Origin of the sequence: Peribacillus simplex NBRC 15720 = DSM 1321 (assembly GCF_002243645.1) — a bacterium.
Taxonomy (GTDB): Bacteria; Bacillota; Bacilli; order Bacillales; family DSM-1321; genus Peribacillus; species Peribacillus simplex.
The window spans coordinates 285,576-299,873 of record NZ_CP017704.1 but is presented as its reverse complement, the minus strand read 5'-3'; the positions used below and the strand labels follow the sequence as shown (position 1 = coordinate 299,873).

At 38.8% G+C, this 14,298-nt stretch carries 13 protein-coding genes and 1 pseudogene; 8 read left to right on the top strand and 6 right to left on the bottom strand.

All coding sequences use genetic code 11. From position 1 onward, the window contains the following. The first annotated feature begins 35 nt into the window (after positions 1 to 35). From BS1321_RS01410 to BS1321_RS01390, 5 genes are all read left to right on the top strand, one after another. Complete coding sequence (locus BS1321_RS01410) at positions 36 to 1,451, top strand: sigma-54 interaction domain-containing protein (RefSeq protein WP_069981710.1); 1,416 nt, start codon at positions 36 to 38, stop codon at positions 1,449 to 1,451. 439 nt (positions 1,452 to 1,890) lie between these two features. Continuing rightward, positions 1,891 to 3,195 (top strand): CitMHS family transporter, encoded by a 1,305-nt coding sequence (locus BS1321_RS01405; protein ID WP_063233429.1) that lies wholly within the window; start codon positions 1,891 to 1,893, stop codon positions 3,193 to 3,195. Positions 3,196 to 3,202: 7 nt separating this feature from the next. After that, positions 3,203 to 4,543, top strand: a complete 1,341-nt coding sequence (locus BS1321_RS01400) for an acyclic terpene utilization AtuA family protein (RefSeq protein ID WP_326151675.1) — start codon at positions 3,203 to 3,205, stop codon at positions 4,541 to 4,543. Further along, on the top strand, positions 4,524 to 4,847 hold the full coding sequence (locus BS1321_RS01395) for an AtuA-related protein (protein ID WP_063233430.1): 324 nt from the start codon (positions 4,524 to 4,526) through the stop codon (positions 4,845 to 4,847). The genes BS1321_RS01400 and BS1321_RS01395 overlap by 20 nt, the downstream gene beginning before the upstream one ends. Before the next feature lie 74 nt (positions 4,848 to 4,921). Then, positions 4,922 to 5,221 (top strand): carboxylesterase family protein, encoded by a 300-nt coding sequence (locus BS1321_RS01390; RefSeq protein ID WP_063233431.1) that lies wholly within the window; start codon positions 4,922 to 4,924, stop codon positions 5,219 to 5,221. A 643-nt stretch (positions 5,222 to 5,864) separates the two neighbouring features. Here BS1321_RS01390 and BS1321_RS01385 read toward each other — a convergent pair. Next, complete coding sequence (locus BS1321_RS01385) at positions 5,865 to 6,380, bottom strand: divergent PAP2 family protein (protein ID WP_063233432.1); 516 nt, start codon at positions 6,378 to 6,380, stop codon at positions 5,865 to 5,867. Between the two features lie 265 nt (positions 6,381 to 6,645). Between BS1321_RS01385 and BS1321_RS01380 the strand changes: the two genes are divergently transcribed. Then, positions 6,646 to 7,017, top strand: coding sequence for a hypothetical protein (locus BS1321_RS01380; RefSeq protein ID WP_063233433.1), 372 nt, complete (start codon positions 6,646 to 6,648; stop codon positions 7,015 to 7,017). Between the two features lie 29 nt (positions 7,018 to 7,046). Then, the gene (locus tag BS1321_RS01375) at positions 7,047 to 8,315 is read left to right on the top strand and encodes an erythromycin esterase family protein (protein ID WP_232522753.1); all 1,269 of its coding nucleotides are present in this window, start codon (positions 7,047 to 7,049) and stop codon (positions 8,313 to 8,315) included. A 155-nt stretch (positions 8,316 to 8,470) separates the two neighbouring features. Here BS1321_RS01375 and BS1321_RS27995 read toward each other — a convergent pair. Then, positions 8,471 to 9,127 (bottom strand): annotated as a pseudogene (locus BS1321_RS27995) (YczE/YyaS/YitT family protein). 41 nt (positions 9,128 to 9,168) lie between these two features. Continuing rightward, positions 9,169 to 9,609 carry a GNAT family N-acetyltransferase gene (locus BS1321_RS01365; protein ID WP_063233435.1) on the bottom strand — a complete coding sequence of 147 codons (441 nt, stop codon included), beginning with the start codon at positions 9,607 to 9,609 and terminating at the stop codon, positions 9,169 to 9,171. A gap of 122 nt (positions 9,610 to 9,731) precedes the next feature. Here BS1321_RS01365 and BS1321_RS01360 point away from each other — a divergent pair, with 122 nt between their 5' ends. After that, positions 9,732 to 10,184, top strand: a complete 453-nt coding sequence (locus BS1321_RS01360) for a MarR family winged helix-turn-helix transcriptional regulator (RefSeq protein ID WP_063233436.1) — start codon at positions 9,732 to 9,734, stop codon at positions 10,182 to 10,184. 52 nt (positions 10,185 to 10,236) lie between these two features. On the opposite strand, the gene BS1321_RS01355 is transcribed toward BS1321_RS01360, so the two are convergent. Genes BS1321_RS01355 through BS1321_RS01345 form a run of 3 tightly spaced genes read right to left on the bottom strand, consistent with a single transcriptional unit; the run spans position 10,237 to position 14,293 of the window. Further along, a complete protein-coding gene (locus BS1321_RS01355; protein ID WP_063233437.1) occupies positions 10,237 to 12,096 on the bottom strand; it encodes an ABC transporter ATP-binding protein in 1,860 nt (619 codons plus the stop codon). Next, positions 12,093 to 13,817, bottom strand: coding sequence for an ABC transporter ATP-binding protein (locus BS1321_RS01350; RefSeq protein ID WP_063233438.1), 1,725 nt, complete (start codon positions 13,815 to 13,817; stop codon positions 12,093 to 12,095). The genes BS1321_RS01355 and BS1321_RS01350 overlap by 4 nt, the downstream gene beginning before the upstream one ends. Next, complete coding sequence (locus BS1321_RS01345; RefSeq protein ID WP_063233439.1) at positions 13,814 to 14,293, bottom strand: MarR family winged helix-turn-helix transcriptional regulator; 480 nt, start codon at positions 14,291 to 14,293, stop codon at positions 13,814 to 13,816. Before BS1321_RS01345 ends, BS1321_RS01350 begins: the two co-directional genes overlap by 4 nt. Between the last annotated feature and the right edge of the window lie 5 nt (positions 14,294 to 14,298).

The window sequence follows — 14,298 nt, the reverse complement described above, 5'->3', positions numbered from 1 at the left end:
TACAATAGTATATAAGGGTGAAAGGAGTTAATTCCTTGAAAGAGCAATCAAATAATATAAACACTGCTTCAATTAGTGAAAATAGCATAGGCTGGTGGAAAGCAATTATAGAGTCAATCAATGACGGTGTTCTAGTGATTGATCATAATGGGTATGTAAAAATGATTAATCCTGAATATACACGTATTACTGGTGTTACACCTGATATCATAGGGAAGCCACTGGTAAAGTATCGGCCCGGAGCGCAACTTACAAAAACACTAAAAGATTGTCAGTGTCGTGTTGGGGTCTACCGAAAGACAAAAGATCGGGAATATGTGGTCGATATGGCTCCAATTATTCTCAATGAACAGGTTGTTGGCGCTGTGTCCGTCTGTAAAAGCTTAACTGAAGTTCATAAATTGTCACTTGAACTTCAAAAACAAAACGAGAAAGTCCGGCAGCTTAAAAAGCAGATGAATGCGCTATATAAAGTAAAATACACTTTTGATGACATTATTGGAAAAGATGGCGGGTTGAAGGACGTTGTGTATGTGGCAAAACGGGTATCCGATTCCAACTTTCCAGTTTTAATTATCGGCGAGAGTGGGACAGGGAAAGAATTATTCGCACAGGCTATTCATCATAAAAGCCATCGTGGTAATAAGCCTTTTATTCCAGTTAATTGTGCGTCTATTCCATCTTCTTTATTAGAAAGTGAGTTATTCGGTTATGGAGATGGGGCCTTTACCAATGCAAAAAAAGGCGGTAAAATCGGTTTATTTGAAATGGCAGACCAGGGTACGCTCTTTTTGGATGAAATTGGTGATATGTCATATGATCTCCAAGCTAAGTTACTCAGGGTGTTACAAGAAAGTAAGATTAGAAGAGTAGGAGAAACAGAAGAGCGAAATATTGATGTCAGGATTATTGCTGCTACACACCGTGATTTACAACAGCTTGTAAATAAAAATCATTTTCGCGGAGATTTGTTTTATAGACTTAATGTTATAAGCTTAAAGATAGCACCTCTACGAGAACGAAGAGAGGATATCTCTGAACTGGTTCATTCATTGCTTCGTTCGTCATTAACTCCATCAGCTAGGGATGGTTCTATGTACACGATTGACGAACAAACTTTAGAATTTATGCGGTCATATGATTGGCCTGGCAATGTTCGAGAATTGAGAAATGTTATCGACTATGCAACTTGTATGGCGGAAGGAATGGAAATAAAGTTCCACCACTTACCAGATGTAATGATGAAGCTTGAATTGAATCGCTTAGATTCTACATTAAAACCAAACGGTCATACACTAAAAGACATAATGGAAGAAGCAGAATCAAAATTCATTCAAGAAATTTTGGGGAAGTTCGGAAATGATATGGAAGGAAGAAAAAAAACAGCAAATTCTCTAGGGGTATCTTTGGCCACCTTATATAATAAAATGAAAAAATACCGTATTATTTAAAGTGATTTCTAAAAAATTAGAATAATATCAATGGATTTCTAAAAAATTAGAAATCCACCAAGGCCATAGAATTAGGGGATAAAATAATTTAATTGAGAATCTTAGTTATATTTTCTAAAAAATTAGAAATTGAATCCACTATAAAAGAAAGCGCTATCAATAAAGTGCTTTCTTTTTTTGTTTTTTAATTTTCTTAGTAAGTACTTAAATAACTGATAAATCAGCATTAGAGTGAACAAACACCTAAGAAAATCAAACTTCAATAATAATTTAACATAACTTTCTTTGTTTAGGCATGGTTCTTGCAATAAGAATAGTATACAGCAAAATTCTTTTATAAAGGGCAATGTAAGCTTTGGTAAATATGCCCCGTGGAAAAAAATTTTTCAGCTGTGCTATGTCAGTAAACATTCAATTCACGACTCATTGGGGGGATTATATGTTAGCTATTTTGGGTTTCTTGACAATAGGAGTTTTCCTTTACCTTATTATGACAAAACGATTATCGGTATTAATTGCTCTGGTGTTGGTGCCGATCGTTTTTGCTTTGATTGGCGGATTTGGCTTGGGGATAGGAGAAATGATGTTAGCGGGTATCGAAAAGGTTGCTCCAACCGGAATTATGGTGGCTTTTGCTGTTTTATATTTTGGACTGATGATGGACACGGGTTTGTTTGATCCAATCGTAACTAAGATGCTTCTTATCGTGAAAGGAGATCCCTTAAAAGTGGTGGTGGGCACGGCTGTTATCACGATGCTTGTATCGTTAGATGGGGATGGTGCTTCTACATTTATGATTACTGTTTCGGCCTTACTACCTCTTTATAAGAAATTGAAGATGAACCCTCTGATTTTAGCAGGTGTAGTGGCTCTGGGCGCCGGTGTCATGAATCTTGCACCATGGGGCGGTCCAACAGCAAGGGCGATGGCAACTTTGAATGTCACTTCTGCTCAACTATTTAATCCTATTCTACCTGCTATGGTTGCAGGTATCCTATGGGTGTTGTTTTCATCCTACCTGCTTGGAAAAAGAGAAAGGAAAAGATTAGGGATTATAGATATGGAGGAAAAGGACAACATAGCTTTTCAAGAATTAGCGGTAACGACGTTAGAATTTAAACGTCCCCAACTTTTTTGGTTCAATCTTATTTTGACACTGATTCTTCTCTTCGCTTTAATCAAAGTATGGCTTCCACTTCCTACTTTGTTTATTATTGCTTTTACAATTGCTTTATTGGTGAATTACCCAAACCAAAAACAACAGCTGGAGCGTATCACAAGTCACGCAAACAACGTTGTTATGGTTTCGACCATGATTTTTGCGGCGGGGATTTTTACCGGTATTTTGACCGGAACAAAAATGATTGATGCTATGGCGCTTTCAATGGTTTCGGTTATTCCTGAAGCGATGGCGGGCTACTTACCTATTTTGACAGCTATAACAAGCATGCCTCTTAGTTTAGTTTTTACACCAGATGCTTACTATTTTGGAGTTTTACCTATCATAAGTCAAACCGCTTCTACTTTTGGAATTGATCCCATTGAAGTTGGCCGGGCAGCTATACTGGGGCAAATGACAACCGGCTTCCCATTAAGTCCATTAACAGCGTCTACGTTTATTCTTATAGGAATGACAGGCGTTGATTTAGGGGATCATCAGCGTTTTATTTTTAAATGGGCATTTGGAACAACAATTATCATGACTATCGTAGCCCTGCTAACAGGAGCTATTACTATTATTTGAGGTGATTATGTTGATTAGAATCGGTTCAGGTGCAGGATTTTCAGGTGATCGGTTGGAACCCGCACTACTTCTTGCAGAAAAAGGGAATTTGGATTATCTAGTGTTGGAATGTTTGGCTGAACGGACAATCGCGCTGGCGCAAAAGCGAAAAAAAGAGAATTCTTCATTAGGCTATGATCCGCTGCTTGAAAAGCGGATGGAGCTTTTACTTCCAACACTCATTCAAAATGGTGTGCGGTTAATTACAAATATGGGAGCAGCCAACCCGGTCAGTGGCGCTGAAAAAGTAATTGAAATTGCCCAACGACTAGGTCTTTCTATCAAAGTAGCGGCTGTTACAGGGGATGATGTATCGTCATTCCTAGATACAAATGCACAGTCTATGGAAACAAATAAGCCTCTACATTCATGCGGCCCAATTTTATCGGCAAATGCCTATCTCGGTGTGGAAGCTATTTTACCTGCGTTAGAAAAAGAAGCAGACATTATTCTGACCGGGAGAGTGGCGGATCCATCCTTATTTTTAGCGCCAATGGTTCATCACTTCGGGTGGTCGGTTGACGATACAGATTTGATTGCACAGGGAACCATTATTGGCCACCTTTTGGAATGCGGTGGTCAAATTGCTGGAGGTTATTACGCAGATCCGGGAAAAAAGGATGTTCCACACCTGGAGAACTTAGGATTTCCGTATGCGGAGGTACGAGCAGACGGTTCTGCCTTGATTACAAAAATTTCAAATACAGGTGGAGTTATCAATCTAATGACGGCGAAAGAACAGCTTTTATATGAAGTCACAAATCCGAACGAATACATTACACCTGATGTAATTGCCGACTTTATGTCAGTAAAGCTTCGCGAGGCAGGGAAGGATCGAATTGAAGTAACAGGAGGGAAAGGAAAAAAACGGCCGGAAACGTTAAAAGTAAGCGTCGGTTACCATGCAGGGTTTATTGGAGAAGGAGAAATTTCATATGCAGGTTCAAATGCATGGGGACGAGCCCAACTAGCTGGAGACGTTATGAGAAAGAGACTTGAGAAGAGTTTTGATGAGTTGCGGATTGATTATATCGGTGTTTCATCCACACACCGGAATACCTTTGGACAATGGAATGAACCATACGAAGTCCGACTAAGGGTAGCAGCTAAAGCACAAAGTCTAAGCGAAGCCGCTAAAATTGGTGAAGAGGTTGAATCTCTTTACACAAACGGGCCAGCCGGTGGAGGAGGAGCAAGAAAGTATACACACGAAGTTTTAGGAATTGTTTCTTCACTGCTTCCTCGTGAAGAAATTGAAGTGAGTGTTGTAATAAAGGAGAGTGTACTGCATGAAGAAAAAACTATATGAGCTTGCCCACAGTCGCGCTGGTGATAAAGGGGATATTTTGATGCTTTCGCTTATTCCATATCAGGAAAAAGACTATTCCCTTTTATGCAAAGAAGTAACAATAGAGAGAGTAAAACACCATTTTAAGGACATTGTTGATGGTGAAATTTTTCGATACGAGGTTCCAAATATCGCTGCTCTTCAGTTCGTTTGTCATCAAGCTTTGCTTGGCGGAGTTACAATATCACTCGGTATGGATACGCATGGGAAAAGTTTGAGTTACGCCTTATTGGAGATGGAAATAGAGGTACAGGAAGCATTATAGAAGGAGGATAAAAAAATGATCCAAACCGACTTTATTCCACAAGATTGTCTCAGGGTGGTTTTGGTACATTCAATATGAATATGGAACATCCTGATACATTTGCAGCGATGGTCCCAATAGCGGGAGGGGCTAATCCGGCTAAGGCACATCTAATCAATCACGTACCAATCTGGGCATTTCATGCAGAAGACGATTCAGTCATCCCTGTTTCATATTCAAGAAATATTATAGACGCTATTGAAAGTGATGGAGGAGAACCAATATACACGGAATATAAATCAGAAATGAATTATGACCATGCATCATGGATACCCGCCTATGAAAATGAAAAAATGATAGAGTGGGTATTCCAGCAGGTAAAGTCTTCGAATTAAATTTTGTGTAAAAATGATTTATTACTATTTACAAGTGATTAAAGTTAACGAAAAAACCTCTAACACATAGAGGTTTTTCTGTTTTCACGGCCGCAAGAAGGACAAGGTATGTCGCGTTTTTTTATTGATTTATCGAATTCTTAAAAAATGAATATATGAGGAAAAAATTGATGTCTAGGTTTCTGCAAAAAATAGTAGAATGCATTTCACTTTTCTCCAGAATCGCGAAAAAACTTTCAAGCTAACTTAAGAAATCGATTTTATAGTTAATGAAAAAAGGATCTTCAATGTGGTGATCCTTTAATACTGTTTCTTCAAAAGAATTTAATCTTAGTTGAAGAAACAGCGTCACTTTAATAAATATCAATAGTACATCTATGAGAGCTTAGTTGACACTCCTATTTGTTAAGCAGAATAAATTATTAGTCTTGTCTATGTTAATAACATAGACATATTTTTTATTCTTATGATTTAAAAAATATTAGTGATTATAATTTTTTCCGGATGTATAAGAAAAAACACCTTACTGAGATGTTTTTTTAGATATTTTCATGTTAAAAATATTTATATACATGTTGGGTTAAATAAATCTTGTACGATCTTTTTTAGAATCTTCCTTACCTTGTTCTTTGCTTACCTTACTTCAAGATCTAGAATAGCCCACTGTTTTCAGCCGTTTGGTTTTGGAGGGCTTGCCATCCTCCAATTTAGCCGAAATAAGCCCAAGTACAACTCCAAGCAGCGCACCTGCTCCCACTTCCACAGGCTGATGTCCTAGCAGTTCATTCAGTTCTTTCTCACGCTCCACATACTCGAAGCTCGGAAACTCTCCAGAAAATTTTGCCATATTATCTTCAAGATCATTTACAAGCTTAGCAATTTCGCCTGTATGGCGCCGAATCCCCTGAGCATCATACATCACAATTACGCCAAACACTGTCGCCAGCGATGTTTCCGTATGCAGCCAGCCTTTATTTGCAGCCACATAGGATGCCAGTGCGGCCACACCAGCAGAGTGCGAACTAGGCATGCCACCTGTTGTGAAAGCCTGCTTCAAGTCCCACTTTCCCGTCAGCTTATTATGGGTTAAAATTTTCAGTCCTTGCGCAATGCCGATCGCCGACAGCGCCGTTAAAATTCCCCGATTCATCTTTTCCATGAGCAACCCCTCCACTCCAGACCAGTCCAACCCAATCCGGGAATTTATCTTCCCTCTTTTGATACCCCAAAAATAATCTTTATATGCAGTAGTTCCATGATTAACGGCATTTATTAAAAGTCTACTTGTGTTATGTTTCATGTATATAATGACCCTTTTTTCAGTGTCCGTGTTCGACTATTTCATAATAATATTTATAGGATGAGTCCCATAAGGAAAATATATAACGGAAGATTATTAACATTGTGTTAAGGGTGGCAATGGAATGAACAAGATCAAGGATATAAATCCGGAAGAGTTAAAAAAGATCATGAAGGTAACCGAGCGAATGTCATTCACAAAAAACTTCAGGTCTGCTACGGCTGAAGAATGGTTTGTTTTCATTCCGGGCTTTAATGATCCAGTTACTGGAGGAGCTGCTGGAAAGGCAATAGTGCACTACAATCTATATGGAAACAAAGATGTGTTCATTAACACAACAGTAATTCTGGATGATCCTGTTCTATTTGAGGTAGAAAATTTTCAGCTGGTTTACTCTATTTGTGATGAACTAATAAATCGTCTAGTAGGATACGCTGATACTTTACTGTCAGCACACGCAGGTTCAAATTCTTATAATGCTGAATACAAACGATAATGTTCGTAAAAGAACAAGGAGGAAAAACAGTGCATCATAATCTGGTTCAGTCAATAATCGAACAATCAGTCAAGCTTACAAGTGAAGCAGATTGGGATAAGCTTGTTCAACAAGTTAATAATTCAAAATTTGTTTTGCTGGGTGAGGCATCACATGGAACATCCGAGTTTTACACGGCCCGAGTTGAAATAACAAAAAAACTGATTCAAGAAAAAGGGTTCACTTTTGTAGCCGTTGAAGGCGATTGGCCCGCATGCCAGGCAATTAATAGGTATGTTAAAGGCTATGACCTAGTGACTAGATCCGCAAAGGATGTACTTAAAAGTTTTGACCGCTGGCCGACCTGGATGTGGGCAAACGAGGAAATGATCGAACTGATTGAATGGTTGAAAGAATACAATGAGTCTGGACAAAATCAAATGAAAGTTGGATTTTATGGGATAGATATCTATAGTCTTTGGGAATCCATGGATGAAGTCATCCATTACTTAAAACAAATTGATTCGCCTGACCTCGACGCTGCCAGACAGGCGTTCACATGTTTTGAGCCATTCAATCGTAATAATGAGGAGTACGCAGTTTCCGCAGGCATTTTTTCAGAAGATTGTATAGAGGAAGTAGCCAAATTACTAACAACTATTCAGCGAAAAAAAGAAAAATACCCTCATCACGAAGAATTGAATTTGAACCTTCAAGTGAATGCATTGGTAGCGTATAATGCAGAAAATTATTACAGAACAATGGTGGTTCATGATGATAGATCGTGGAATATTCGGGATATGCATATGGTGGATGCTCTTAATGAAATTATGGATTTTTACGGTTCTAAAGGCAAGGCGATTGTATGGGAACATAATACCCATGTTGGTGATGCCAGCGCTACTGATATGAGAGATTCCGGCATGATTAACGTAGGTCAGGTCATTTGTGAGCAAAACCCAACTGAAGATGTATTTATCACAGGGTTCGGAACCTACAGAGGAACTGTTATTGCAGCAGATGAGTGGGGCATGGATCTTGAAATAAAAACAGTACCCCCGGCAATGAATGGAAGTTGGGAGGAGGCTATGCACCTTTCGGGGGCGTATGATAAGTTGCTCATTTTCACTGATGAAAATCGGCACCTATTCCAAGGTAGAATTGGACATCGGGCGATTGGGGTTGTATACAGACCGGAACATGAACAATATGGAAACTATGTACCTTCTGTAATGTCAGATAGATATGATGCTTTTGTTTATCTTGATGAGACTCAAGCCCTTCACCCGCTTCTTCATGAAAAAGCACCCGTTGTGTAATAAAAAAAAGCCCTTTATAACATTTCGTATTATAAAGGGCTTTGCCTTTTTGTTCGTGTTAATTCTTAATGCTACCCATGTTGGAGTTATCATCGCGACGGAAACCAAAGTTATTTGTTTGATCATATCTATTTTTATTTGAGACTTATGAAAATCTAATGAACGTTCGTGCAAAGCGATTTAATATTTAAATTAAAAACCATTCTATAAAGAATGGTTTTTATCTTGATATCTATTTGTGGATGGACTGTTTTTTTATATGAACTGCCAATTAATAACGTGAAGTAATTAAGAATAGGGCCTCCTAAACAGACGGTTAATAAAGTTCCGATACCAATTGGTCCACTGAAAGTGATTGCCAAAACCAAGAAGAAAAGATAAATGAATGTTTTTGAATATAGTGTATTCATTCTAGTTAAATCTTGAATGATCAACATCAAACGGTCTACAGGAATTGGGGCGAAATTTGCATGTAAGTAGATAGCCGTTCCAAGTCCTATAATCATTAACCCAAACGTTAAACAAAGAAGTTTAACGAGCATTTGTTCCGGTTGTAACAAGTCATGCAGTAAAAAAAGCCATACATTAATACCAAGAACTGTTATTAAAGCAGTTAGTAGACCCAGAAATTCTGGTCTTGCCTTTTTAAAAGCGAATTTAAAAATATCATGATAAAGGCTATTATGAATTCCTAGCTTCCGACAGTAAGGCCGACTTGTATGGAAAGCCCGACCAAATGGGCATCAAATGGATGTTCCAAGGTCTGATTGTATGGTTAAAGAACAACCAAGGGTTAATAGTATGATCCCCATCAGATAGAGGTTAATTCTTGTTTTACTCACATTTAACACACTTATTCATTAACTAATTCTTTTATCATTAAAAGATGTGGACCGCCATCTTCCATAAAGACATCGGATGAAGTCTGATAGCCGAGTTTTTTATAAAAGCCCTCTGCCTGTGTTTGCCCATGTAATTTAACCTTGGATAATTCCTTTTCCATTGCAATTTCTTCTAACGTTTTTATTATAATTTTTCCAAGACCAAATTTACGGTAAGGCTCTAAGATGCAAATTCTCTCCAATTTACCTAATCCATCAACAACTCTTAACCTTCCAGTTCCGACTGGTTTTTCATTATAATAGACTAATATGTGTTCAGATAAAGCACTAAGTGTATCAAATTCATCAAATTCACTTTCTAATTGGAAACCTTGTTCCTCTACAAATACTTCTTTTCTGATATGAAAGGCTATTTTTAAATCATTTTCTGTAGTTATTCTTTTTGAATCCAATGTTCTTCATCCCTTTTCTAGATTTATTTTAAAAGACAAGTCATAATAAATGTATATCCTTTTTTAGTATAAATGAAATTATTTTTGTTGTAAATACAACAAAAAAGTCAGGGGCTTTTGGAATGAAGGAAATACTCCGTGAAATTGGAATGATAGCAAGGGCATTGGACTCTATAAGTAATATCGAATTTAAAGAATTTGACCTTACAAAAGGGCAGTATCTGTATCTTGTTCGAATATGTGAAAATCCAGGAATCATTCAAGAAAAGTTGGCAGAAATGATAAAGGTTGACCGAACGACAGCGGCTCGTGCCATTAAAAAACTTGAAATACAAGGTTTTATCGAAAAGAAAAATGATGAGGAAAACAAAAAAATTAAAAAGTTATATGCTACTGATAAAGGTGAAAAGGTCTATCCATTTTTGAAAAAAGAAGGAGAGTATACCGACAAGGTTGCATTATCTGGATTTTCTTTGGAAGAAACGGAAACGATGTTTCATCTTCTTCAAAGGGTAAGAAAAAATATTGAGGTAGATTGGGAATTTGTGAAAAAGGGAAATAAAAGGGGGTATTGATACAATATAAAAGAGAGGCTCGATTCCGATTGGAAATTGAGCCTCTTTCTTATTATCCAGCTACATTTTCAGTGAACTGACTATTGTATAGCTCTGCATAGAAACCATTCTCCCTTAAAAGGTCTGAATGCGTTCCCTTCTCTATCACTTTTCCTTGATCCATAACAAGAATCAAATCTGCATCCTTAATCGTTGAGAGACGATGGGCAATGACAAAGCTAGTTCGTCCTTCCATCAGTCGGTTCATGGCCTTTTGGATAAAGACTTCTGTCCGAGTGTCCACACTAGACGTCGCTTCATCCAATATCATGATTGGTGGATCTGCTAGAACAGCTCGGGCGATTGTCAAAAGCTGCTTTTGGCCTTGTGAGATGTTCGAAGCTTCTTCGTTTAAGATTGTCTCATAACCATCTGGCAGTGTCCGAATGAAATGGTCGGCATGTGCCGTGCGAGAAGCTGCAAAAATTTCTTCATCAGTTGCTCCATTTTTTCCATAAGCGATATTTTCTTTAATCGTACCATTAAAGAGCCAGGTATCTTGAAGTACCATACCAAAATTCTTTCGAAGATCATTCCGTGACATATTCCGTGTATCAAGACCATCAATATTAATCTTTCCGCCATTGAGTTCATAAAATCTCATCAATAGATTTATCATAGTTGTTTTTCCTGCACCAGTCGGTCCAACAATTGCGACCGTCTGTCCAGGCAAGACATCGATGTTCATATCCTCAATTAACATTTCTTCCCCATATCCAAAGTCCACATGTTCAAAAGAGACAGCACCATTTGCCCTTTTTATATTAGCTGTGGTTTGTTCTTTCATTTCCTCTTCTTCATCAAGTAGTTCAAAAACACGCTCAGCGGCTGCAACCGTCGACTGAATAATGTTAGCGATGTTAGCCGTTTGTGTGATTGGCTGGGTGAACTGCTTTGAATATGTGATGAATGCTTGAATGTCACCAATTGAAATCGAACGTTGCGTTACCAATATTCCGCCGACAACGCTGATGAGGACATAGCTCAAATTTCCGATAAAGAACATCATGGGCATGATGATACCCGATATAAACTGGGCTTTGCTTCCCGCTTTATACAATTCTTCATTAACTTCTGTAAACTGGGCACTCGCCTTTTTTTCATATCCGAATGCTTTAACGACTTGATGGCCGGTATATATCTCTTCAATGTGACCATTTAATTGTCCGAGTTTACGCTGTTGATCGGCAAAATATTTTTGGGATCTTTTTAAAATAGGCCGTATTGCAAATATTGACAAAGGTAAGCTGACTATTGAGATTAATGTCAATAACGGGCTTATCGAAAGCATCATGATGATAATCCCCAAAATCGTTACGATTGATGTGATGAACTGCGTTAAGCTTTGCTGAAGGGTGCTCCCGATTGTATCAATATCATTTGTCATTCGGCTAAGTGTTTCTCCGTTTGGACGTCCTTCAAAATATTTGAGTGGAAGTTTCTCGAGCTTTTCGTTCACATCTTCTCGAAGATCATATACCGTGTCTTGTGCAACACTTGACATAATGTATTGTTGTACATAGTTGAAAAGGCTACTTAAGGCATACAGTCCGGCAAGGAGTAAAAGGATCTGGCCAATTTTATCAAAGTTAATAGCTGCTCCTGGTATTCCCTGGAATTTACCGTAAGCTCCTTCGAATAATTCTGTAATTGCATTTCCCATGATCTTTGGTCCAACAATCATAAAAATCGTACTCATGATTGCAGCGAAGAACACGGAAATCAATTTGTTGCGCCTCGGTTTTAAATAGGCCAATAGACGTTTTAGTGTTCCTTTAAAATCTTTTGCTTTTTGACCCATCATCATCATGTTACCGCCACCAGGACCATGCCCAACCTGACCGCCGCCTTGAGGTTTTTTTTGATTACTCATGCAATTTCCTCCTCTGTGAGCTGTGATAAGGCGATTTCACGGTAAATGTCGTTTGTACTAAGCAACTCTTGGTGTGTTCCCATACCTACAATTTTGCCTTCGTCTAACACAATGATTCGGTCAGCGTCCACGACCGTACTGACACGCTGTGCAACGAGTAATACCGTCGAATTTTTCGTTTCAGCTTTCAGGGCTGCGCGAAGGTTGGCATCCGTCTTGTAGTCAAGTGCAGAAAAACTATCATCGAATATATATATATCCGGTTTTCGAATTAGTGCCCGTGCAATCGAAAGCCGTTGTTTTTGCCCTCCTGATAGGTTTGAACCGCCTTGATCGATTTCTGCCTCATAGCCGCCTTTCATGTTGCTGATAAAATCCTCCGCTTGCGCAATCCGAGCCGCATGCTCAACTTCAACTTGTGTGGCTATTTGTTTTCCAAAGCGAATGTTTTCAGCGATAGTACCTGTAAAGAGGAAGGCCTTTTGTGGTACAAAGCCAATTTTTGAACGAACTTCATCTTGTGATGACTTACGAATATCAACACCATTGACGCGAATCATTCCACTTGAAATATCATAGAAGCGAGGGATCAAATTGACAAGCGTCGTTTTCCCTGAACCTGTTCCACCGATTATTGCGGTGATTTCACCAGGACTTGCAGTAAAACTAATATCCGATAATGCAGGTTCTTCTGCTCCTGGGTAACTGAACGTCACATGTTCAAATTCAAGAGTACCGTGTACACGATCTGCCTTTTCTGTCCCCTCATCCAGGAATGAAGGTTTCATGTCAAGGACTTCGTTTATCCTTGTTGCCGATACGGCCGCTCGTGGAACCATAACGAACATCATGGATGCCATAACGAGAGCGAACATAATTTGCATAACATATTGGATAAATGCCATTAAGTCCCCGATCTGCATACCGCCGTTATCAATACGAACTCCACCAAACCAAATGATACCAACAACCGTCAAGTTCATTACAAGCATCATTACAGGCATCATGAAGGCCATAATTTTATTGACTTTGATCGAGACATCCGTCAATTCTTTATTCGCTTTCTTAAGACGTTCTTTCTCTTGTGTTTCACGATTGAAGGCACGAATGACGCGAATACCAGTTAAATTTTCTCGTAATACAAGGTTCAACCGGTCTAATCGTTTTTGCACCGTTTGAAAGAGAGGCACACCTTTATATAGAATAAGCAAGATCGAGCCAATCAACAAAGGCATTGTGACAACAATGACAAGGGATAATTTTGCATCCATGGATACAGCCATGATCACTCCGCCAATTAACATGATAGGTGCACTGATAACCAAACGAAGCATCATGATAACCACTTGCTGGACTTGTGTTATATCATTGGTCGTTCGTGTAATCAATGACGCCGTACCGACTTCATCAAATTCTTGTAACGAAAATTTTTCAACATGATTAAAGACCCTCAGGCGGAGATCGCGTCCCATTCCCATTGCCGCTTTGGACGAATAGTAACTTGCGATTATGGATGCACAAGCGCCAAGTGCGGAAACCAACAGCATAAAACCACCGATTTTCCAAATGTAAGGAGTGTCTCCGCGAACAACGCCTTTGTCAATAATATCAGCCATTAGTGTAGGCAAAAAGAGGTCCGACATGGACTGAATAAAAACCAGACCGATAACTGCTAAAATAATCCACTTATAAACGGATAAATTTTTCAGTATTTTTATCATTTTGTACACTCTCCCTGTTCGGTTGCTTGTGCTTCTAGAAAGTTTGTAATTTGAAGATGCGTTTCTAGCAACTCTTCAAACTGTTCTTCGGAAAGCATTTCAATGGCCGTTTGAAAGACTTGGTGAATGCTTCCTTCGTGAAAATGAATCGTTTTTAATAAATTTTTCCCCTGATCGGTGATTGACAACTGAATCTCACGCCGGTTGCCCTCCACATGCTCACGACGGAGCATGCCTGCGCGAACTAGACCATCGACCGCTTGGCTCAAGGTGCTTTTTGGAAGAAATGTTTTCTCCCCGACATTTTTTTGAGTGGTCTCTTTGTAAAGGGTAATGGTCATCAAAATGGAATATTGAGGAACTGTTAATCCATTTTCTGCGGCTGTCTTTTGAACGAACCGCATTATATTTTTCTGCACGTTCCAAAATGAACGCAATAGTTGTACGGAACGCATTAATTGTTTTTCATTCTCCACTCAAC